This is a genomic window from Xanthomonas sp. D-99 (assembly GCF_017746145.1).
GTDB lineage: Bacteria > Pseudomonadota > Gammaproteobacteria > Xanthomonadales > Xanthomonadaceae > Xanthomonas > Xanthomonas cissicola.
This window is the reverse complement of the sequence record NZ_JAGHWU010000022.1, coordinates 124,680-146,018: the sequence shown is the minus strand read 5'-3', so window position 1 is coordinate 146,018 and position 21,339 is coordinate 124,680. Positions and strand designations below refer to the sequence as shown.

The following is a 21,339-nucleotide window of genomic DNA, read 5'->3' as shown; positions in this document are numbered from 1 at the left end:
GTGCTGCTTCGCACTCAGCCGCGCAACAGCACAAACGGCAGCAACACCAGCGAGGCGACGATCAGCATGCCGATCAGCGTCACGATCACGAACACCGGTCGCCTGCGCAGCAATGCGCCAAAGGTCTCCGCAGTGCCGGCTGCAAGTTCTTCCTGTCGCTGGGCACGCGCAATCGCGCCGCGCTGCGCCTGGTAGGCATCCATCGCCGCCTTGGCGCGTGGATAGTCGGCATCGTCGCCAAGCCAGATACCGCCAGCGGAAATCCCCCAGTTGCTGGGGCGCGTTTCGTAGATCTGCACGCCCTGCTCGCGCATCAGCGCCCGCACCTCGTCGGCTTCGTCGTCGGGGACATTGCGCAGATTGAGCAGTAGCTTGGCCATGCCGCGATGATACCGGGAGCCAGGTGCGATAATGGCCGTCTTTCTTCATGGACCCTGCCATGCGCCTTTTGTTGACGCTCGTCGCCGCCTTGTTGCTCGCAAGCTGCGCACCTGCCCTGCCGCCCTCCGGCGGCACCATCGCCAGTTTCGAACGGATCGACCGCAACGTGGGGACCGGCGCAGAGGCCACACCGGGCGAAATGGTCACCGTGCACTACACCGGCTGGCTGTACGACGAAAAAGCCGCCGACAAACATGGCAAGAAGTTCGACAGCTCGCTGGATCGCGCCGAGCCGTTCCAATTCGTATTAGGTGGCCACCAGGTCATCCGCGGCTGGGACGACGGCGTGGCCGGCATGCGTGTCGGCGGTAAGCGCACCTTGATGATCCCGCCCGATTACGGCTACGGCGACAACGGCGCCGGTGGCGTGATACCGCCTGGTGCATCGCTGGTGTTTGATGTTGAATTGCTGGGCGTGCAGCCGCGTTGAGTGCCTGACGATGACTGATCTGAGCAGGCAGCGGCTGGCAGTGATCGGCGGTGGGCCGGCCGGTTTGATGGCGGCGGAAGTGGCCTGTGCGGCGGGCCTGGCAGTGGATCTGTACGAGGCAAAGGGTTCGGTGGGACGCAAGTTCCTGATCGCTGGCAAAGGCGGCTTGAATCTCACGCATTCCGATTCGATGCCGCTGTTTGCGCAACGCTATCGCGACCGTCAACAACCGGTTTCCGCATGGTTGCAGGACTTCGATGCTGATGCGCTGCGCGATTGGGCGCGAGAGCTCGGTGTCGAGACCTACGTCGGCAGTTCCGGCCGTGTCTTTCCGATGGACCGCAAGGCGGCCCCCCTGCTGCGTGGCTGGGTGCGTCGGCTCAAGGAACAGGGCGTCGTGTTTCATGTGCAGCACCGTTGGCTGGGCTGGTCTGAAAACGGCGCACTCCGTTTCGACGCCCCCACCGGCACGGTGGAGTGCAGTGCAGAGGCAGTCGTGCTGGCGCTTGGTGGCGGCAGCTGGCCGCAGCTCGGTTCCGACGGGCAGTGGCAAGCCTCATTGCAGCAATGCGGGATCGCGGTAGCGCCCCTGGTTCCGGCCAACTGCGGCTTCGATATCGATTGGAGCGCGCACTTCGTGCAGCGTCATGCAGGTGCGCCGCTGAAACCGGTCGTTGCGCACTGGCAGGACAGCAACGGCATGCAGCATGCATTGCAGGGCGAATGCGTGGCCACAGCGAACGGCATCGAGGGCAGCTTGATCTATGCCTTGGCCGCGGACCTGCGCGAGCAGATCGATGCGCACGGCGTCGCCGAACTCGTGCTGGATCTGATTCCCGGTCGCTCGCTCGAACGCGTGCATGCCGAACTGGCCCAACCGCGCAAGGGACGCAGTTTCAGCGAGCATCTGCGCCGCCAGGTCGGCATCGATGGCGTCAAGGCGGCTCTCCTCTACGAAGAACTCGGCAAGCAGGCGGGCGACGCTGTCGCGTTGGTCGCACGCACGCTCAAGCAGTTGCCGCTGCGCCTGTTGCGGCCACGTCCGCTCGCCGAAGCGATCAGTTCGGCGGGCGGCGTACGACTGGAAGCGCTGGACGACCAGCTGATGGCACTCGCGCAACCTGGCGTGTTTTGCGCTGGCGAAATGCTCGATTGGGAAGCGCCAACCGGCGGCTATCTGCTCACCGCCTGTTTCGCCAGCGGCCGACGCGCCGCACGCGGCGCTGTGCAGTGGCTAGCGCAGCGCGACGTACGCGCTGCTACAGGCGATCGCTGACTGCCGCACGCGGCCACACCGATTTGACGTCGTACACCACCGCGCCCGGTTTGCCGAGCGCGGCGATCCGCTCCACGTCGTAGTCGCGATACTGCGCGTGCGCCACCGCCAGCACTACGGCATCGTAGGCGCCGTCTTCCGGCATCTCGCTTAAGTGCACACCGCCGTGCTGCAGCGCTTCAGCCGGGTCTGCCCACGGGTCGCAGGTGTCCACCTGCACGCCGGCGGCCTGCAGCAACTGCACCAATTCCAGGGCGCGGCTGTTGCGCAGATCCGGGCAGTTCTCCTTGAACGTCGCGCCCAGCACCAGCACCCTCGCCTGCGCAAGCGCGACGCCACGCATGGCCAGCATGCCGCACACGCGCTCGGCCACATGTCGGCCGACACGATTATTGACCTGCCGCGCGGTGTGGATCAGGTCCGGGTGATAGCCCACGCTTTCGGATTTGTGCATCAGGTAGTACGGATCCACCCCGATGCAATGCCCACCGACCAGGCCAGGGCGAAACGGCAGGAAATTCCACTTGGTTCCTGCGGCATCGAGCACATCGAGGGTGTCGATTCCCAACTTGTCGAAAATCAACGCCAACTCGTTGACCAGCGCGATATTGACGTCGCGCTGGATGTTTTCGACCACCTTTGCCGCTTCGGCCACGCGCATCGACGGAGCGCGCCAGGTACCGGCAGTGATGATGCTGGTGTATAGCGCATCGACGGCATCGGCGGCGTCTGCCGTCGAGCCCGAGGTGATCTTGCGGATATCACGCAGACGCCGCTGGCGATCGCCGGGATTGACGCGCTCGGGGCTGTAGCCGCAAAAGAAGTCGTGGTTGAAACGCAGCCCGGAGGTTGCTTCGAGCAAGGGCACGCAAACTTCTTCAGTGGTTCCTGGATAAACCGTGGATTCGTAGATCACCAGATCGCCGGGTTTGAGTACGGCGGCGATCAAGGCCGTGGCGCTACGCAACGGCTCCAGATCCGGTTGCTCGAAGCTATCGATCGGCGTCGGCACGGTCACGATGAAAATGCGACACGCAGCCAGATCCGCGGCGTTTGCGCTGTAGCGCAGACGCGTTGCGGCACCCAATTCGGCATCGTCCAGTTCCAGCGTGACATCGTGGCCGTCACGCAGTTGCGCAACGCGCTGCGCATCGATGTCGAAGCCCAAAGTGTCGCGTTGCTCCCCGAATCCAACCGCCAATGGCAGGCCGACGTAACCTAAGCCGATGACGGCGATGCGCCCCTGTGCGAGGGCGAGAAGCGTGGTGCCGGACATGCGGTTCCTTGGAATGGTGCGCAGCCGGTGGCGACGCGCTATGCGGCGGCAGCATAACGCAGGCCGCAGGAGCCAGGCAGTGCAGGAAGTACGCTGCAAAGATTCACAATCGCCGCGCAATCAGGCACGCTATCGCCATGCCCGGGTGGCGAAATTGGTAGACGCAAGGGACTTAAAATCCCTCAGCCGCAAGGCTATGCGGGTTCGACCCCCGCCCCGGGCACGCATTTATCAGGTAATCGAGTCGGCGCAATCGTGTTCGCGCCGCGCGACGCTTACCTGCTGATGTCCACGCATGATCATTCGCACCGTGCGGCCAATGTGGTGGTCACCCGAGCTCAGATTGCGTCTTCGATTCCCGCGTGCATTCGACCGCCTGTGTCCAAAGCGCCCAGGCACATATGTGCGCGCACCGGAACAGGCATTCATTATCGGACACCGCAGCGCCACTGCTCGTATTTAGCGGCAGCCGCTTAATGCGTGAACGTCCCCGGCCAATAACATGCGACAAATAAAAACCCTGGATATCGAGCGATATCCAGGGTTCGAATTTGGAGCGGGAAACGAGACTCGAACTCGCGACCTCAACCTTGGCAAGGTTGCGCTCTACCAACTGAGCTATTCCCGCGTGGAGCAAAATTGTACAGCGTATTACTTCGTTGCGCTAGCCCTGTCGTCGTTATCGATGGCAGGAATACCGCATGCGATGTGGAGGCCTGGGCCGGAATTGAACCGGCGTACGCGGATTTGCAGTCCGCTGCATAACCACTCTACCACCAGGCCGAAACATCAAACCCAAGGCATCCTGCCTTGAAACAACGAGACCCCTGACGCGGGGTCCTGTCTACATCTGGAGCGGGAAACGAGACTCGAACTCGCGACCTCAACCTTGGCAAGGTTGCGCTCTACCAACTGAGCTATTCCCGCTTGGGAGGCGAAATTCTACAGTGAACAGGATAGCTGTCAACTGTTGCTTTCGATTTTTTTCGGCTTGTTGCTGATCGCTGCTTTCTCGTCGGCGCGCAGGCTTGGCCATGCGGCCTGCAGATACTGAAACCCTGACCACAGCGTCAGCAAGGCCGCAATGGCTAGCGTCCAGTAGCCCGCACGAAAAATCAGGTTGCCCAGCCAGATTTCATGCGTGGGCATCTGCCCTGGGGTGACCGAATACAACAGGCACAGCAACGCCGCCATTTGTGCCGTGGTTTTGATCTTGCCGATTGCCGCCACGCGCACCTTGGCACGCTGGCCGATCTCGGCCATCCATTCACGGAGTGCAGAGACGGCAATCTCGCGTCCGACGATGACTGCAGCCCAGAACGCCATCCACGGCGTGGGATGGCCCTGCACAATCAGGAACAGCGCCACCGCGACCATCAACTTGTCGGCGACCGGGTCCAGAAATGCGCCGAATGCGGAATATTGGTGATAACGCCGCGCGACCCAGCCATCCAGCCAGTCGGTGATGGCGGCCAGCGCAAACACGCCGGCGGACGCGAAGTTCGTCCACGTGTAGGGCAGGTAGAACACCACGACCAACACCGGGATCATCACGATCCTCAGCAGTGTCAGCCACGTGGGGATGGTCAACTTCATTGCGGACTTGCCTCGCCTGCCGCATCGGGAAGCGCCAGCCCGTGCAGGTTAGCGTAGATTCGCGCGGCAAGTGCGGCATTGACCCCCTCCACCCGCGCAATCTCGGCCTCGCCAGCGGCCTTGAGCCCGACCATTCCTCCGAAATGCTTGAGCAGGCTCGCGCGGCGCCGAGGGCCGATGCCGGGGATATCCTCGAGCTTGCTGGTCATGCGCGCCTTCTGGCGGCGCCCACGGTGGCCGGTGATCGCAAAGCGGTGCGCTTCGTCACGCACTTGCTGGATGAATTGCAGCGCAGGCGAGGCCGCGCCCGGCCTTAGCTCGCGCCCGTCGGCCATGATCAACGCTTCGTGCCCTGCCCGGCGCTCTTCGCCCTTGGCCACGCCGACCAGCAACACGTTCTCGACCCCAAGATCGGCCAGCGCGGCCTGGGCCTGCGCCAGCTGGCCTGCGCCACCGTCGATCAGCAGCACGTCGGGCAGCACGCCGTTCTCTTCCACGGCGCGACGGAAACGGCGCTCGATCGCCTGCCGCATGGCTGCGTAGTCGTCGCCCGGCGTGATGCCGGAAATATTGAAGCGCCGGTACTGGCCACGCACCGGGCCGCTGGCGTCGAATACCACGCACGAGGCGACGGTCGCCTCGCCCATGGTGTGACTGATGTCGAAACACTCCACGCGCTTGACCGGCTCGGCAAGTCCAAGCATCTCGCGCAAGGCTTCGCTGCGTGCATGCTGCGCGCTCTGGCTGGTGAGCTCGGTGACCAGGGTCAGCTGCGCATTGCGCGTGGCCAGCAGCAGATAGCCGGCACGCTCGCCGCGCACGTTCCACTTCAGTGCCACCTTGTGCTCGGCGGCCGTACTGAGCGCGGCTTCGATCAGCTCGGCTTCCGGGATCTCGCGGTCGAGCAGGATTTCGCGCGGAGGAGAGTGCTCGGCGTAGTACTGCGATACGAACGCGCCAAGAATTTCGTCGGCACTGTCTTCCCCGTTGGTCTTTGGAAAGAACGAGCGCGTGCCGAGATTGCGGCCATCGCGAAAACTCAGCAACAGGACGCAGGCCTGGCTGGATTGCGTGGCGCAGGCCAGCACGTCCAGGTCCGCTGCACGGCCATCGACGTATTGACGGTTCTGCATGCTGCGCAGCGACGAGAGCAAATCGCGCAAACGCGCGGCGCGCTCGAATTCCAGCGCCTCGCTGGCCTGCTGCATCGAGTGCATGATCTCTTCGCCGAGCTGATCGCTCTTGCCTTCGAGAAACATGGTGGCGCGGCGCACCGATTCGGCGTAATCCGAAGGCGCCACCAAATCCACGCACGGTCCGCTGCAACGCCCGATCTGGTATTGCAGGCATGGCCGCGAACGGTTGCGGAACACGCTGTCCTCGCAACTGCGCAGCTTGAAGAGCTTATGCATCAGGCTCAGCGTTTCGCGTACACCGGTGACGCCCGTGTAAGGGCCGAAATAACGCCCTTGCACCGCACGCGGGCCGCGGTGCAAGGCAATACGAGGCCATTGTTCGCGCGTCAGCAACACGTATGGGTAGCTTTTGTCGTCGCGCAACGAAACGTTGTAGCGCGGCGACAGCGATTTGATCAGCTGGTTTTCCAGCAGTAGCGCTTCGGCTTCGCTGCGGGTGACGGTGACGTCCATGCGCGCGACCTGCGACAGCATCGAGGTCAACCGGGCGTTCTTCGGCGTCCCGTTGAAATAACTTCCCACACGCTTGCGCAACGCGCCCGCCTTGCCGACGTACAACAAGGTGTCGTCGCCCGCATACATGCGATAGACGCCAGGCGCGGTGCTCAGTTGCGCAGCAAACGCTTTTCCATCGAAATCGTTTTGGGGCCTTACGCTCATTCGTCTATCGAAACATCACTCAGTGCGCCGCTTGCAAGGTCGTACCGCAAGATGGCATGTGCATCGGTTTCTGCGATCCAGACCGCACCGGCGGTGACCGCCAGACCGGCCGGACCATGCAGACGACGCGGCAGCGTCACCGTGGTCAATTCGCCACCGCCCAGGCGCAGGCAGCGCAGGCAGCCATTGCCGGTGTCGGCGATCCACAGCAGCGGCGAATCGGCCGCCAGTGCAATGGCCTGTGGGAACTGCAGACGCGCCGTGCTGCGTGGGCCGTCCTGATCCCCAAACTGCCAGGTGCCCTGCCCGCCCACCAAGGTCTGCACCAGATCGCCGCGCAGTTGCATGGTGCGGATCGACGAGCCCAGCCCGTCGCAGACATAGGCCACTTGCTGCACCGACGCCAAGCCTGCCGGCTGTGCGAAAGCAGCGAGATGGCCACTGCCGTCGCGAATTTCAAGGGCACCGGTGCCTGCGCGCGCGGTCAGCGCGGCGCGGCCCAGGTGATAACTCCAGATCCGGTTATCGCCGGCCATGGCGATCAACACCTGGTTGTCGGCGATGGCCAGACCTTGCGGGTAGTTCAGCGCAGAGCCACCGGGCGACGCCAACGGGCCTTCGACCGGCTCGCCGGAACGACCGGTGCCGCACAAGGTATCCACCTGCCCGCTGCGCAGGTTGATACGACGCAGCGCATGGTTGCCGGTATCGGCGACATACAGCTGATCGCGTTCCAACGCCAAACCTTGCGGCCGCCGAAATGCTGCTTCGCCGACACCGCCGTCGATGAGATCAGCATTGCCATGCCCGAACTGGCGCAGCACGCGCCCGCTGTGCGTGCACTCGAGCACGCGGTGGTGGCCGGTATCGGCGACGTACAGCCGGTCTTCGGTCGCCGCCAAACCAGTAGGAAAACGCAACGCCAGATGCGGCTCGGGCTCGCGCTCGGCCACGCCGTGCAGGTCGGCGTCAGACGGGGGCGGCTGGCCTTCGCACAGGGCAGTCAGGGCCTTGTCCAGATCGCCGGTGACGCCCACCAGGCGCTGCCGCTCGCGGCCATAGGCATCCAGCAGCACCAGCGTGGGCCAGGCTTCGATACCGAAGCGGCGCCAGGTTTCCCAGTCCTTGTCGAGCAGGATCGGCGCACTCACGCCGTGTCCGCGCAGTTGTTTAAGCGAGCGTTGCGGCAGCCGTTCGCTGTCGAAACGCGGCACCTGTACCACGATCACCTGGAGCCGGCCAGGGCTGCGCGCCTGCCAGTGGGCAAGCTCGGCCAGGCGTTCTGCGCACCACACCGAGCTGGCGTTGACGAACGCCAGCACCAGCGCACGCCCGCGATGCTCCTGCAAGGTGGAGGGCCTGGCATTGAGCCAGGTGGGAAATTCCGGCAGTTCCTGGGTGAGCTGGGCGTTCATGTGGTGATTATGCCCAAGCGCGATTAGCCGCGGGTGAGTCTGGCTACGGTGAGGCGCGCGGCAGTGTCGACCAGCTGCCATACCTGCTCGAAGTCATTCATGCTGCCGGTATACGGGTCGGGGATTTCATCGCGCGCGTCGATGCCGGCCCAGGGCAGCCACAAGGCGAGCTTGTCGCGCTGCGCTGCCGGGGCCAGCCGCTGCAGATCGCGCAGGTTGTTGCCGTCTGCGCATAGCAGCCAATCGAAATGCTCGACATCCGAGTGCTTCACCTGGCGCGCGCGAAGACCCGAAATATCCACGCCGTGACCGCCCGCGCAGCGGATCGCGCGCGGGTCCGGCGGATCGCCGGCATGCCAATCGCCGGTCCCGGCCGAATCGACCTCGATGCGCCGCGACAGCCGTGCCTTGTCCAGTTGCGCACGCAAGGCACCCTCGCCCATCGGTGACCGGCAGATATTGCCCAGGCAGACGATCAGCACCTTCATGCCGAAGCCACCCGCATCTGCGCGCGAACGAGATCGTCCGCGGTATCGATGCCCGGCGGAAACGGCTCAGGCGTCACCGCCACGGCGATGCGATAGCCGGCTTCCATCACGCGCAATTGTTCCAGCGATTCGGTGCGCTCCAGCATGCCGGGCGGCATGGCTGCGAAGCGTTGCAGGAAGCCTGCGCGATAGGCGTAGATGCCGATGTGACGCAGCCACTGACCTTCTGCAGGCACGCTATCGTGCTGGCTGGCGAAGCTGTCGCGGTGCCAGGGAATCGGCGCACGGCTGAAATACAGCGCGTCACCGCCGGCCGTGCGCACCAGCTTCACCACGTTGGGATCGAACAGGTCGTGCGCGTTGTCCACCGGCGCGGCCAGCGTGGCCATCTGGGCACCGGAGTGCTGCAGCAGATCTGCAACCGCGCGGATGCCTGCAGCCGGCGCAAACGGCTCGTCGCCTTGCAGATTGACCACGCAGGTCTGTTCGTCCCATCCGGCAACGCGCGCGCATTCGGCAAGGCGGTCGGTGCCGGAAAGATGCGCGGTGCCGGTCATCGCCACATGCACTCCGGGCAGATGCTCGATCGCCGCTGCGATACGCGCGTCGTCGGTGGCCACCCACACCTCGCGCGCACCCGCCAGCAATGCACGCTCGGCCACGTGCTGGATCATCGGTCGATCACCGATCAGTTGCAGCGGTTTACCCGGCAGCCGCGTGGAAGCGTAACGGGCGGGAATGGCGACAACGAAATCGGCAGGCGTGGTGGGTGTCATACGTGCGCGCTCTGGATGCAGTAGGAAGTGGGGGGGGACGAAAGAACCGAATCGCTTGATGCCGATGTGTGATTGAGCGAAGTGGCGGTATTCAGTTGGCGCTGCGCTGCACGACATCAAAACGCGCCGCGCGCCCTGATCGCAGCGATGCGCACCAATATTTTAGGGTAGACCTTTACCCGAGTGGTGCGAGATTTCATCCAGCATGGATGACGCATCACAGCCGCAAGAGCGCACTCAACGCCTGGCTGCCGATGCTTGGCCAGCAACCGTCCAACTGCAAGCCGACTCGCTCACACGCCCTGCCGGCTCGCCAATTTGTTCAACCGGTCCAGCAGACTCACCCAGAAAGCGGCCGGCAGTTCCGCCTTCAGTGGCACGCTGTACAGCCACTCGTCGGCGAACGGACGGCATTTCACCGCGTCCTTTTCGGTCATCAGCACCGGCAGGCGGCTTCCGAAGCTGAAATCCGCGGCGCGATAGACGTGATGATCGGGAAACGCGTGCGGCACCACGCCGATGCCGCGCGCGCGCAGCATGGCGAAGAACCGTTCCGGATGCGCGATGCCCGCCACTGCATGCACGCGCTGTCCGGCAAGCATGCCCAAGGGCTGCGCACGCTTGCCGTCCATTGGCTGCACGCTGTCGATGCTCAAACGCATCTGCCATTCGCCGAAACCGGCATCATCCGGCGCCTGCGGTGCGGCAGTGGCACTGGCCTGGCCGAGATTGACCACGCGAAAATCGCAATCGTGCGCCCGCGCGGCCGGTTCGCGTAGCGGGCCGGCAGGCAAGAGGCGTCCGTTGCCGTAGCGTCGCTGGCCATCGACCACTTCGATCTCGACATCGCGCGCCAGACGGTAATGCTGCAGCCCATCGTCGCAGATCACGATGTCGCAGCCCGCCTCGACCAGCGCCCGCGCAGCAGCGAGCCGGTCGCTGTCGACGCGCACGCGCGCACCGGTCTTCCAGGCGATCAACACCGGTTCGTCGCCGCCGAGCGCCACCGGCGTGTCCGCTTCGACCCAGCGGGCGGTGCCGGCGTCATCGCGGCCGTAGCCACGGCTGGCGACCCCAGGGGTCCAGCCGGCTTCCTGCAGCTTCGCGACCAAGGCAATCGTCAGCGGCGTCTTGCCGGTGCCGCCGGCGGTGACATTGCCGACCACGACCACCGGCACCGGCACCCCGTGGCGCCTGCGCCAGCCGCGGCGATACAGCGCCCGTCGCAATGCGATCGCAGCGCCGTAGACCGGCGCCAGGATGCGCGCCGGCAATGGGATCGGCGTGTTGTCGTACCAGTAACCCGGGGTGCGGGTGCCGCGCTTGCTCATGCCTGGCGTTCGCGGAATTGCATGCCGTGCAGGTGCGAATACAAGCCGCCCTGCGCCAGCAATTGGTGATGCGTACCGCGCTCGACGATCCGGCCCTGGTCCATCACCAGCACCTGATCGGCATGCTCGATGGTGGACAGGCGATGGGCGATGACCAGCGTGGTGCGGTCCGGCATCAGCTTGTGCAGGGCGTCCTGCACCAATCGCTCGGATTCGTTGTCCAGCGCTGCGGTGGCCTCGTCCAGAATCAGGACCGGCGCGTCCTTGAGCATGGCGCGTGCGATCGCCAGACGCTGGCGCTGGCCGCCGGACAGACGCCCACCCTTGGTGCCGACATGCGACTGCAGACCGTCGGGCAGCTGCGCGACAAACTCCATCGCATTGGCGCCCAGAATCGCGCGCTCCAACTGGCCGGCATCGGCATTGCGCATTTCGCCGAACGCCACGTTGTCGGCGATGCTGCCGTCGAACAACATCACCTGCTGGCCGACCAGCGCAATCTGCCTGCGCAGATCCGCCAACGCATACGCCTGTACCGGATGCCCGTCGAGCAGGATCTGCCCGGCCTCGGCTTCGTAAAAACGCGGAATCAATTTGATCAGACTGGATTTGCCGCTCCCGGAACGCCCGACGATGGCGGTGACGGTGCCCGGTTGCGCAACGAAGCTGACATCGGCCAGTGCCGGATTGACCTGGCCGGGGTAGCGCGCCGTGACATCGCGAAATTCGATCAAACCCTTGGCACGCGTCAGCGGCACGGTACCTTGATCCGGCTCGTCCGGGCTGTCGAGCACCGAAAACAGACGCTCGGCCGATGCCAGGCCGCGCTGCACCATGTTCTGCACATTGGTCAGCTGCTTGAGGCCAGGAATGATCGTCAGCATCGAGGTCATCAGCACGACGAAATCGCCGGCCGTCAACCGCCCGGCCAAGGCCTGCGCACCGGCCACGAACAGCAATGCCGACAAGCCGATCGCGCCGATCATCTGCACGGTGGCAGTGGAAATGCCGCGGGTGGATTCGACCTTCATCGCCAGGCGCAGGTTGCGATTGGCCAGCGCGCCATAGCGCTCCATTTCGGTCTGCTGAGCCCCGTAGATCTTGACCTCCTGATGGCTGGACAAGGTCTGGTCGGCGGCCTGCAGCAGCTGCGCACCGCTTTCCTGGATGCTGTGGCTGATACGCCGGTAGCGCCGCGCCACCTTGTCCATCACCCAGGCCAGCACCGGGGCAAGCACCAGGATGGTCAATGTCACCTGCCAGCTATGCCACAGCATCAGCGCAAGCGCACCGATCACCTGCAGCGATTGCTGGATCATGACCTTGACCGCATCCACTGCGGCCTGCGCAACCTGGTCCGAATCCGAGCCCAGGCGTATCAGCATCGACGGCACCGGCTCCGAATCGAAGCGTGACCCCGGCAGGCGCAGATACTTGGCCATCACCTTGATGCGCAGATCGCGCGCGATGCTGCGTGCGGATTTGCCCATCGCCATGTCGGTGACGTAGCCGGCCACGCCGCGCACCACGAACAGCAGGATGATCTGCACCGGCAGCCAGCGACTGACCTCGGCGTTCTTGTAGATGAAGGTCTCGTCGGTGATCGGCTTCATCAACGCCAGAAAACCGGTGGTGCCGGCCGCTTCGATCAACGCAGCGATCAGCGCGGCCACCAGCAACAAACGGTATGGCTTGGCAAACGCCAGCAGGCGACGGTACGTGCGCCAGGAAGACACTGGCGCCGGGCGGCCGGTGGAGATGGTCACTGGCGGGTTCCGTTGGTGCTTGTCTTGCCGGTCGTACTGGCGGCGCTGGCCGGAGGCGCGGTGGCGATGGCAATGCGCCGGAAGCCGAGCTGGCCCAGCGCATCCTGCGCGGTCACCACGGCCTGATACGGGGTCCGCGCATCGGCGCGCATCAGCACGGTCTGTTCGCGGTCATCGCTGGCGATCTGGGCGATGGTCTGCTTGAGCGAATCCACATCCGAGCGCAGTACTTCCTGATCGTTGATGAAGTAACGCCCATCGGCGTTGACCAGCACGCTCAACGAACGTGGCGGTGCACCGCTGTGCTGGTCGCTGGCGGTCGGCAACTGCAGCTGCAGCGTGGAGCGCGCGTCGAAGGTTGTGGTCACCACGAAAAAGATGATGAGGACGAGGATGACGTCAATCAATGGCACCAGGTCGATATGCGGCTCGTCCTGGCTTCGGTCGCTGCCGATGCGCATCCGTCAACCCTTTGCCGTGACAGGCTTGGCGCCCGCTGCAGCCGGCGCGAAGGCGGCCGGCACGACACGGCCATCCATGGTGTCCAGCAACAAGATGGCTTCCTGCTCCATCTCGACGATGTAGCCGGCGATCCGCCCCTTGAAGAAGCGATGTGCCATCAATGCCGGAACCGCGATGATCATGCCGGTCGCAGTGCACACCAGCGCCTTGCCAATGCCGCCGGCGAGCTGATTCACATCGCCTACGCCGTGATCGAGGATGCCCATGAACATCTGGATCATGCCGACCACGGTACCGAGCAGACCCAACAATGGCCCGGCCGATGCGATCGTGCCCAACGCGTTCAGATAGCGCTCCATGCGATGCACCACATGCCGGCCGGTGTCTTCGATACGTTCGCGGATCACGTCACGCGGGCGGCCACGCACGTCCAGCGCAGCGGCCAGCAAGGCGCCCAACGGCGAATTGCGGCGCAGCGACTCGATGTGGGTGGGATCCAGGTTGCCGCGCGCGGCCCAATTGCGCACTTCTTCACCCAGGCCCGGCGGCGTCACCTCATTGCGGCGCAGGCTCCACAGACGCTCCAGCACGATCGCCAGGGCGATCACGCCCAGCAACAGCAACGGCACCATCGGCCAACCGCCTGCCTTGACCAGCTCCAACACGATTCGATTCCTCCGGCAACGCGGCCGCCTGTTCGCTGACCGATAGGATAGCAGCCGACCGCCGCCGTTCCGCAGCATCCCATAGCCGCGGCTGCCAGCGCCGTCGCTCGCGCAGTTGCAGGCCCGCGGCACCGAGCCACACCCGGATCGCTCCCGACTGGGCGGTGTCCAACACCCCTGCCCCGCCTGACTTCCAGCGTTGCATGACCTCGGCGCGCGGATGCCCGAATCTGTTGCCATGACCGGACGACACCAACGCCAGGCGTGCGCCGGTGGCGGCGATGAAACCGGCGTGCGAGCCGTCGGCGCTGCCGTGGTGCGGGACGATCACCAGGTCGGCACGCAGGTCGGAGGCGTGCCCGCGCAGCAGGCGACGCTCGACGATGTCGCCAATATCGCCCGGCAACAGTGCGCTCGCATACGCGGTCTCGACCCGCAGCACGCAACTGGATTGGTTGCGTAGGTAAGGAAAACCCACGCCGGGATGCAGGAAGCGAAAGCGCACCCCGTCCCACTCCCACTGCTGCCCGGCGCGGCAGCGTGCGGTGACGTCCAATGGCGCACCCGGTGGCGCAGCCGTGCGTGCCACCGGCAGCCCCGTGCGCACCGCGGCATAGCCACCAGCATGATCGGCATCGGCATGGCTGAGCACGATGGCGTCCAGCCGGCGCACACCAAGCGCGCGCAACGCCGGCAGCACGACGCGCTCGCCGGCATCGAAGCCGTCGCGTACCGCCGGACCGGTATCGAACAACAGCGCATGACGTTGCGTGCGCACCAGCACCGCCAAGCCCTGCCCCACGTCCAGCAACTGCACTTCCGCCTCGCCTGCGGCGGGTAGCTCGCGATCCGGCCAGAGCAACGGCAGCCACAGCAGCGCCGCCAGCGATTTACCCGGCGTCGCGCGCGGCAGCAACAGCCAGAACGCACCGAGCAGGGCGGCGATCAGGGCAACGCCATCGGACTCGGGCACCCACCACAACGCCACCGCGGTCTGCCCAAGCCAGACGAACCCCGGCCAGGTCAGCTCAAAGCACCAGCCCGCAAGCTGCCACGCCCACACGCCGGTCCCCGGGTAGATCGCCTCCAGTGCGGTCCCCAACAGGCATAGCGGTACCACCACGAAAGTCCACCACGGAATGGCGACCACATTGGCGAATGGCCCGACCAGCGACGCCTGCCCGAACAAGCTGACCGTCAATGGCAGCAGGCCAACGGTGGCCACGGTCTGCGCAGACAGGAAGCCGCGCACGATGGCGCGATCGTCAGACGGCAGGCACCAGACCAGCCATGCCACGCCGGCGAAGCTGAGCCAGAAGCCAGCCACCAGCACGCTGAGCGGATCCCACAGCAACACCGCCAACAAGGCGAGCGAGAGGACGTGCGCGGTCGAGGCGCGTCTACGCAGCACCCTGGCAAGGGCCACCACCGCAATCATCAACACGGTGCGTACCGTCGGCAGCGCCAGGCCAGCCAGTAGCGCGTAGGCCGCAGCGCCGAGTAGCGCGGCAATCGATGCCGCATGCAGACGCGGCATGAATGTGCCCAGTCGCGGCTGCCAGCGCCATATGCCAGCGACCAGCAGCGCGAAGAATGCCCCGACCAGCCCGACATGAAATCCAGAGATGGCGATCAGATGGCTGAGCCCGGTCGCGCGCAACGTTGCCCATGCGGTATCGTCCAGCCCCCGGGTATCTCCGAGCGCGAGCGCCCGCAGGTACGGCGCAGAGGGGCCGCCGACACGCTCGGCGATGCGGTGCGACATCCGTTCGCGCCAGGCATCCACGCCTTGCGGCGGTGCGGTCTGGCGTGCGATTGCAGGCATGCGCACATAGCCCGTCGCAGCGATGCGTTGCGCCAGTGCCTGGCGCTCGGCATCGAAGCCTCCGGGATTGCGCAAGCCGCGTGGCGCACGCAGCTTGAGCCGCAGCTGCCAGCGCGCACCTGCATGTAGGGCCGCGCGCGGGCCGATGCGCTCGGCGCCAAAGTCGTCGTACCAGGCCACCTGCAGGAGCTTGCCGCGCAGTGCCGCCGGCTGCGCCGGAGCCCCGTCCACGCGCAGCTGAAAGCGGGTACGGCGTTGCTCGGCGATCGGTAGCCCGACCATCTGTCCGCGCACGGTGACATCGCGTGTTTCATCCCGCGGAAGCAACTGCGCCTGCAGCGCGCCAGTCACCTGCCATCCCATCGCTCCGAATCCCAGGAGTGCCGCTGCGCCGGCCAGCAATAGCGCACTCCAGCAAGGGCGCAGCCACACCGTCGCGCCGCTGCCCAGCAACGCAACGCACACGCAGCCGGCGTAAACCATCCGCGGTAGCAGTATGGGCGACCAGGCGCACGCCACCACGCCCAGCAATAACGCGGCCGCGATGACCACCGCCGATCCCATCTGTGGCGGCGCTGGGTGCGCTGACACTTCCATGCTGTCGGTCGCCATCCTGGACCCTATCGAGCAACGTCTTCACCTTAGATCGCGACACTTTCCACGCACAGCGGAGATCTGCCCAAGCCTGGGTAGGAAGAACACTGCTGCGGCGGTCGCTGATTACGCATACGAACGACGTCCTGCGGCACATCGCAATCACTTGATGCGGTGCGTCGCACATCTGCACACGTGAAGATGCATGCCGCAGCAGATCGAGCGATCAACGGCGCAAGCATGCCCTCCGGCCTAGCGTTCGCCCCGATTTCATGGTGTCACCGCTAAGGTGAGATCCGTTTTTTCAGGAGCCTCCCCATGCGTAAAGGCATTGCATTGATCGTCGGTGTGACCGGCATCTCCGGTTACAACCTTGCCAACGTGCTGCTCGCCGACGGCTGGACCGTGTACGGCCTTGCACGTCGGCCACTGCCCCACGACGGTGTCATTCCGGTGGCGGCCGATCTGCTGGACGCCGAGAGCACGCACAACGCGTTGCGTGGTCTACCGATTACCCACGTGTTCTTCTGCACCTGGACGCGTCGCGATACCGAGCGCGAGAACGTCCAGGCCAACGCCGCGATGATGCGGCACCTGTGCGATGCGCTCAGCGATGCGCCGCTGCAGCACATGGCGCTGGTCACCGGCACCAAGCACTACCTGGGCGCGTTCGAAAATTCCGGCAGCGGCAAGGCCGAGACGCCGTTTCGCGAAAGCGAGCCGCGCCAGCCGGGGGAAAACTTCTACTACACGTTGGAAGACCTGCTGTTCGCGCATGCGCAGCAGCATGGTTTCGGCTGGAGCGTACATCGCTCGCACACCATGATCGGCATGGCCAACGGCAGTAATGCCATGAACATGGGCGTGACGCTGGCGGTATATGCGTCGCTGTGCAAGCACACCGGGCAACCTTTCGTGTTTCCAGGGTCGCAAGCGCAGTGGAACAGCCTCACCGACCTCACCGATGCCGGGCTGCTTGGCCGCCAACTGGCCTGGGCCGGGCTTAGCCCCGCGGCGCGCAATCAGGCCTTCAACACCGTCAATGGCGATGTATTCCGCTGGCGCTGGATGTGGGGTGAGATTGCGAAGTTCTTCGAGCTCGACGCTGCGCCCTGCCCCGCTGTGCCGGAACCGCTGGAACCACGCATGAGCCAGACCGCCCCTGCCCTGTGGGCTGAGGTGGCCGCGCAGCACAAGCTGGTAGAGTCCGACGTCAGTCGGCTTGCATCGTGGTGGCATACCGATGCCGACCTGGGCCGCGAGATCGAGTGCGTCAACGACATGACCAAGAGCCGTGAATTGGGCTTTCTCGACTTCTACGACAGCCGCGCCTCGTTCTTCGAACTGTTTACCCGCCTGCGGGCACTGCGCATCATTCCTTGACCGATGCTGTGGCATCTTCGCAGGCTGCACTGGCCTGCGGAGATCGTGCGGCATGTGCCATGGCAGTCGCGCTGCATGCGATTGTGCGCTGCCGCTGCACGTCAAAATGCGCCACCATTTCGGCTAACGGGCACAACACCAGTGCCCGCCGCAAATCCACGCTCATCCGCAACGCGATCGTCTGCCGATCGACCGCGTCTACATGCGCTTACACCGCAGACGGCGCCAATTCGCGCAGCTTGCCCTGGTGCAGCTCCAGCACGCGGTCCAGGCGCCGTGCCAAGCCGCGGTCGTGCGTCACCAACACCAGGCTGGTGCGCTGGGCGCGGTTGAGCTCCAGCATCAGCTCGAACACGGTGCCCGCGGTCTTGTCGTCCAGATTGCCGGTGGGCTCGTCGCCCAATACGCAGCCCGGCCTGTTGACCAGTGCACGCGCCACCGCACAGCGCTGACGTTCGCCCCCGGAGAGTTCGCTGGGCTTGTGTTCGACGCGATGCCCAAGCCCGACCGATTCCAGCAGCTGCAGTGCCTGACCCTTGGCGACGGCCACATCCTTGCCGGACAACAGCACCGGCATCATCACGTTCTCCAACGCGGTGAATTCCGGCAACAAGTGATGGAACTGGTAGACGAAGCCAAGCGCCTGGTTACGCAGCTTGCCGCGCTGCGCGTCGGACAGCGCCGACATGCGCTCGCCGGCCACATACACTTCGCCGGAGGTCGGAATATCCAGCCCGCCGAGCAGATGCAGCAAGGTACTCTTGCCGGCACCGGAGGCGCCGACGATCGCCACGGTTTCGCCGGTGGCCACCGATAGATCCAGGCCATCAAATACCGGCGTGCGCATCTTGCCTTCGGCGTAGGTCTTGGCCAGCGCTTCGGCGCGGATCACCGCTGTTGCCTGCTCTGGTGTTTGCACGAGCGTTTCCCGGATCTCATTCATAACGCAGCGCCTCCGCTGGCTGGGTGCGCGAAGCGCGCCACGCCGGGTACAAGGTCGCGAGGAAACTCATCACCAATGCCACCACGGTGATCACCACCACGTCCTGGGTTTGCATATCGGTCGGCAGGCCGGTGATGTAGTACACGTCTTCGGGTAGCAACTTGACGCTGAAAATCGTTTCGATCACGCCGAGGATGCGTTCAAGATTGAGCGTTAGCACGATGCCGCCGATCACGCCCATGAAGGTGCCCATGAAGCCGATCAACGAACCCTGCACCATGAACACCTGCATCACCCCGCCCGGCGACAGCCCGAGCGTGCGCAAGATGGCGATATCGGCTTGCTTATCGGTCACCAGCATCACCTGCGAGGACACCAGGTTGAATGCACCCATCGCCACGATCAGCGACAGCAGGATGCCCATCACCGTCTTTTCCATCTTCAACGAGTGGTACAGGTTGGCGTTTTCCTGGGTCCAGTCGCTGACCCGATACGGGCCGTGCAACTTCACCGCCAGATCGCGCGCCACCGGCCAGGCCTGATCCATGTCATGCAGGCGCAGGCGCACGCCGGTGACGCCGTCCATACGCAGCACGCGCGCCAGATCCTGCATGTTCACCACGGCGAGGCCGCGGTCGATTTCGTTGTATCCGGCCTCGAAAATACCGCTCACGGTAAAGCGCTTGAGCCGCGGCATCGCGCCCAGCGGCGTCGCCTGGGTGTCGCTGAGCAACACGACGATGCTGTCGCCAACATCCACGCCAAGCCACAACGACAGCTCCTTGCCGATGACGATGTTGTACGACCCAGGCGTCAGGCTGTCGACCGAGCCCTGCTGCATCTTCTTGGCCAGCACCGACACCTTGCCTTCTTCGGCAGGAATCACGCCGCGCACGATGGCCGGCTGCTTTCGCGGGCCCTGCAATAAGGATTCGGTTTCGATGTAGGGCGCGGCACCGGCCACGCGCGGATCGGACATGGCGACCTCGACCGCGTGCTGCCAATCGCGCATCGGCGCGCCTTCTGCACTGACGGTCGCGTGGGCAGCCATCTGCAGCAGGCGGTCGCGTATCTCCTTCTGGAAACCGCTCATCACTGCAAGCGTGGTGATCAGCACGGTCACGCCCAGGGCGATGCCCAGGATCGACGCCATCGAAATAAACGAGATGAAACCATTGCGCCGCTTGGCACGCAGATAGCGCAAGCCGATGGCAACCGGAATAGGTTTGAACATGCGGTTCAACCGGGAAGGGGACGCTATGGTGCCACTAGCGGCCGCCCGGACGAAATGGCGTGGGCCTGAGCGGCCAGACGCAGTTCACGTCGTTGCGGCGCCGGCAGGGTGTCCGGCCAGAAATGCAGGCGCTCGCGCCGGCCATCCGCTCGCTTCCAAGACACCACCGCAAGCGGCCCGCGCCAGCGTACCTGCAGCTCTTCCACCTGCACACCGTCAATGCTGGCGGGCGTTTGCGTCCATGGCACCAGCAATTGCCTCACCGGCGAACGCAACAGCTGACGCATTGCTCGCCCGCCTGCAAGCACCACGTATGCAGACGACAACAGGGCCAACCACAGCGGTACGCCACTGCGCCACACCGCCCACACGGCGAGCGCCATCAACACGCTCAATGCGCAAATCAGCCAGCGCGAGGGTCGCCATTCAAGCCGGCAAGGCGCGAATATCGGCGATGAGTGCGGCGTTGGCGGCATCGGGGCAAGCCTCGTATCCCATGAACCAGCGCCACAACTTATCGTCTTCGCAATCCAGTAGCTGTAGGAAAACCGCGCGCTCGGCGTCGGGAGCCTGCGCCCAGCGTTGATCAAGGTAGCGCCCGAACAATTGATCGAGTTCGCGCATTCCGCGCCGGCAACGCCAGCGCAACTTTTTCAGCAGGGTTTGTTCGTCCATCTCATCTCTCCACCGCACCGCATGGCGGTCCGAAAACGACAGCGGCACCTGACCCAAGGGCCGGTGCCGCTGCGAACCACATCCCCGTGGTGGGGAATCAATGCCGTGCGATCAGGCGCGACGCGCCATCATCAACTTCTTGATTTCGGCGATCGCCAGCGCCGGATTCAAGCCCTTCGGGCAGGTCCGTGCGCAGTTCATGATGGTGTGGCAGCGATACAGCTTGAACGGGTCTTCCAGATCGTCCAGGCGCGCACCGGTGTCTTCGTCGCGCGAATCGATGATCCAGCGATAGGCCTGCAGCAGGATGGCCGGGCCCAGATACCGCTCGCCATTCCACCAGTAGCTCGGGCAGCTGGTCGAGCAGCAGGCGCACAGGATGCACTCGTACAATCCATCGAGCTTGCGGCGGTCTTCCGGCGACTGCAGGCGCTCGCGATCCGGCGGCGGCGGCGTCTGGGTGCGAATCCACGGCTTGATCGACGCGTACTGCGCATAGAAGTGCGTCAGGTCCGGCACCAGGTCCTTGATCACGCTCATGTGCGGCAGCGGATAGATCGGCACCTCGAACTTGCCGCACGCGGCAATCGCCTTGGTGCAGGCCAGCGTATTGGTGCCGTCGATGTTCATCGCGCACGAGCCGCAGATGCCCTCGCGGCAGGAGCGACGGAATGCCAGCGTCGGGTCGATCTCGTTCTTGATCTTGATCAGCGCGTCCAGGACCATCGGGCCGCATTTATCCAGATCGATCTCGTAACTGTCGGTGCGCGGGTTGGCGTCGACGTCCGGATCCCAGCGGTAGACCTTGAAGGTGCGCGTGTTCTTGGCGCCCTGTGCAGGGTAATGCTTGCCCTTGCCGATCTTTGAATTCTTGGGGAGGGTGAACTCTGCCATAGCTGCTCTCGTT

General features: G+C 64.7%; 20 protein-coding genes and 4 tRNA genes. 4 read left to right on the top strand and 20 right to left on the bottom strand.

What is annotated here, in order from left to right; translation table 11 throughout:
- Window positions 1-14 precede the first annotated feature (14 nt).
- On the bottom strand, window positions 15-380 hold the full coding sequence (locus J7360_RS10715; RefSeq protein ID WP_007964431.1) for a DUF6164 family protein: 366 nt from the start codon (window positions 378-380) through the stop codon (window positions 15-17).
- Between the two features lie 59 nt (window positions 381-439).
- Here J7360_RS10715 and J7360_RS10710 point away from each other — a divergent pair, with 59 nt between their 5' ends.
- Window positions 440-871 carry an FKBP-type peptidyl-prolyl cis-trans isomerase gene (locus J7360_RS10710; protein ID WP_209033833.1) on the top strand — a complete coding sequence of 144 codons (432 nt, stop codon included), beginning with the start codon at window positions 440-442 and terminating at the stop codon, window positions 869-871.
- Between the two features lie 10 nt (window positions 872-881).
- Window positions 882-2,147 carry a TIGR03862 family flavoprotein gene (locus J7360_RS10705; protein ID WP_057662153.1) on the top strand — a complete coding sequence of 422 codons (1,266 nt, stop codon included), beginning with the start codon at window positions 882-884 and terminating at the stop codon, window positions 2,145-2,147.
- On the opposite strand, the gene J7360_RS10700 is transcribed toward J7360_RS10705, so the two are convergent.
- The gene (locus J7360_RS10700; protein WP_057662156.1) at window positions 2,131-3,423 is read right to left on the bottom strand and encodes a nucleotide sugar dehydrogenase; all 1,293 of its coding nucleotides are present in this window, start codon (window positions 3,421-3,423) and stop codon (window positions 2,131-2,133) included. The two genes, J7360_RS10705 and J7360_RS10700, sit on opposite strands and share 17 nt — an antisense overlap.
- A gap of 139 nt (window positions 3,424-3,562) precedes the next feature.
- On the opposite strand from J7360_RS10700, the gene J7360_RS10695 reads away from it, so the two are divergent.
- Window positions 3,563-3,646, top strand: a tRNA-Leu gene (locus tag J7360_RS10695).
- A gap of 329 nt (window positions 3,647-3,975) precedes the next feature.
- On the opposite strand, the gene J7360_RS10690 is transcribed toward J7360_RS10695, so the two are convergent.
- From J7360_RS10690 to J7360_RS10630, 13 genes are all read right to left on the bottom strand, one after another.
- Window positions 3,976-4,051, bottom strand: a tRNA-Gly gene (locus J7360_RS10690).
- A gap of 81 nt (window positions 4,052-4,132) precedes the next feature.
- Window positions 4,133-4,206, bottom strand: a tRNA-Cys gene (locus tag J7360_RS10685).
- A 68-nt stretch (window positions 4,207-4,274) separates the two neighbouring features.
- Window positions 4,275-4,350, bottom strand: a tRNA-Gly gene (locus tag J7360_RS10680).
- Between the two features lie 36 nt (window positions 4,351-4,386).
- Window positions 4,387-5,019 carry a CDP-diacylglycerol--glycerol-3-phosphate 3-phosphatidyltransferase gene (gene pgsA / locus J7360_RS10675; RefSeq protein WP_209033831.1) on the bottom strand — a complete coding sequence of 211 codons (633 nt, stop codon included), beginning with the start codon at window positions 5,017-5,019 and terminating at the stop codon, window positions 4,387-4,389.
- Window positions 5,016-6,875, bottom strand: a complete 1,860-nt coding sequence (uvrC, locus tag J7360_RS10670; RefSeq protein WP_209033829.1) for an excinuclease ABC subunit UvrC — start codon at window positions 6,873-6,875, stop codon at window positions 5,016-5,018. Before uvrC ends, pgsA begins: the two co-directional genes overlap by 4 nt.
- Window positions 6,872-8,290 carry a nhl repeat protein gene (locus J7360_RS10665; protein ID WP_033481027.1) on the bottom strand — a complete coding sequence of 473 codons (1,419 nt, stop codon included), beginning with the start codon at window positions 8,288-8,290 and terminating at the stop codon, window positions 6,872-6,874. The genes uvrC and J7360_RS10665 overlap by 4 nt, the downstream gene beginning before the upstream one ends.
- Before the next feature lie 23 nt (window positions 8,291-8,313).
- The gene (locus J7360_RS10660; protein ID WP_078587421.1) at window positions 8,314-8,778 is read right to left on the bottom strand and encodes a low molecular weight protein-tyrosine-phosphatase; all 465 of its coding nucleotides are present in this window, start codon (window positions 8,776-8,778) and stop codon (window positions 8,314-8,316) included.
- Window positions 8,775-9,554, bottom strand: coding sequence for a 3-deoxy-manno-octulosonate cytidylyltransferase (gene kdsB / locus J7360_RS10655; protein ID WP_057662164.1), 780 nt, complete (start codon window positions 9,552-9,554; stop codon window positions 8,775-8,777). The genes J7360_RS10660 and kdsB overlap by 4 nt, the downstream gene beginning before the upstream one ends.
- A gap of 293 nt (window positions 9,555-9,847) precedes the next feature.
- Window positions 9,848-10,885, bottom strand: coding sequence for a tetraacyldisaccharide 4'-kinase (gene lpxK / locus J7360_RS10650; protein ID WP_057662167.1), 1,038 nt, complete (start codon window positions 10,883-10,885; stop codon window positions 9,848-9,850).
- Window positions 10,882-12,651 carry a lipid A export permease/ATP-binding protein MsbA gene (gene msbA / locus J7360_RS10645; protein WP_057662171.1) on the bottom strand — a complete coding sequence of 590 codons (1,770 nt, stop codon included), beginning with the start codon at window positions 12,649-12,651 and terminating at the stop codon, window positions 10,882-10,884. The genes lpxK and msbA overlap by 4 nt, the downstream gene beginning before the upstream one ends.
- Window positions 12,648-13,112, bottom strand: coding sequence for a biopolymer transporter ExbD (locus tag J7360_RS10640; RefSeq protein ID WP_057662174.1), 465 nt, complete (start codon window positions 13,110-13,112; stop codon window positions 12,648-12,650). The genes msbA and J7360_RS10640 overlap by 4 nt, the downstream gene beginning before the upstream one ends.
- 3 nt (window positions 13,113-13,115) lie before the next feature.
- A complete protein-coding gene (locus J7360_RS10635; protein ID WP_022559179.1) occupies window positions 13,116-13,778 on the bottom strand; it encodes a MotA/TolQ/ExbB proton channel family protein in 663 nt (220 codons plus the stop codon).
- A complete protein-coding gene (locus tag J7360_RS10630; protein ID WP_209033827.1) occupies window positions 13,669-16,215 on the bottom strand; it encodes a DNA internalization-related competence protein ComEC/Rec2 in 2,547 nt (848 codons plus the stop codon). Before J7360_RS10630 ends, J7360_RS10635 begins: the two co-directional genes overlap by 110 nt.
- 300 nt (window positions 16,216-16,515) lie before the next feature.
- On the opposite strand from J7360_RS10630, the gene J7360_RS10625 reads away from it, so the two are divergent.
- Window positions 16,516-17,580, top strand: a complete 1,065-nt coding sequence (locus tag J7360_RS10625) for an SDR family oxidoreductase (protein ID WP_209033824.1) — start codon at window positions 16,516-16,518, stop codon at window positions 17,578-17,580.
- 208 nt (window positions 17,581-17,788) lie between these two features.
- On the opposite strand, the gene lolD is transcribed toward J7360_RS10625, so the two are convergent.
- The 5 genes from lolD to J7360_RS10600 all read right to left on the bottom strand — a co-directional run bounded on the left by lolD (window position 17,789) and on the right by J7360_RS10600 (window position 21,326).
- A complete protein-coding gene (gene lolD, locus J7360_RS10620) occupies window positions 17,789-18,523 on the bottom strand; it encodes a lipoprotein-releasing ABC transporter ATP-binding protein LolD (protein ID WP_022559176.1) in 735 nt (244 codons plus the stop codon).
- Complete coding sequence (locus J7360_RS10615; protein ID WP_057662185.1) at window positions 18,516-19,757, bottom strand: lipoprotein-releasing ABC transporter permease subunit; 1,242 nt, start codon at window positions 19,755-19,757, stop codon at window positions 18,516-18,518. Before J7360_RS10615 ends, lolD begins: the two co-directional genes overlap by 8 nt.
- Window positions 19,758-19,780: 23 nt before the next feature.
- Window positions 19,781-20,233 carry a hypothetical protein gene (locus J7360_RS10610; RefSeq protein WP_007963510.1) on the bottom strand — a complete coding sequence of 151 codons (453 nt, stop codon included), beginning with the start codon at window positions 20,231-20,233 and terminating at the stop codon, window positions 19,781-19,783.
- The gene (locus J7360_RS10605; protein ID WP_003482785.1) at window positions 20,184-20,432 is read right to left on the bottom strand and encodes a succinate dehydrogenase assembly factor 2; all 249 of its coding nucleotides are present in this window, start codon (window positions 20,430-20,432) and stop codon (window positions 20,184-20,186) included. The genes J7360_RS10610 and J7360_RS10605 overlap by 50 nt, the downstream gene beginning before the upstream one ends.
- A gap of 111 nt (window positions 20,433-20,543) precedes the next feature.
- The gene (locus tag J7360_RS10600) at window positions 20,544-21,326 is read right to left on the bottom strand and encodes a succinate dehydrogenase iron-sulfur subunit (protein WP_209033822.1); all 783 of its coding nucleotides are present in this window, start codon (window positions 21,324-21,326) and stop codon (window positions 20,544-20,546) included.
- Window positions 21,327-21,339: the final 13 nt, after the last annotated feature.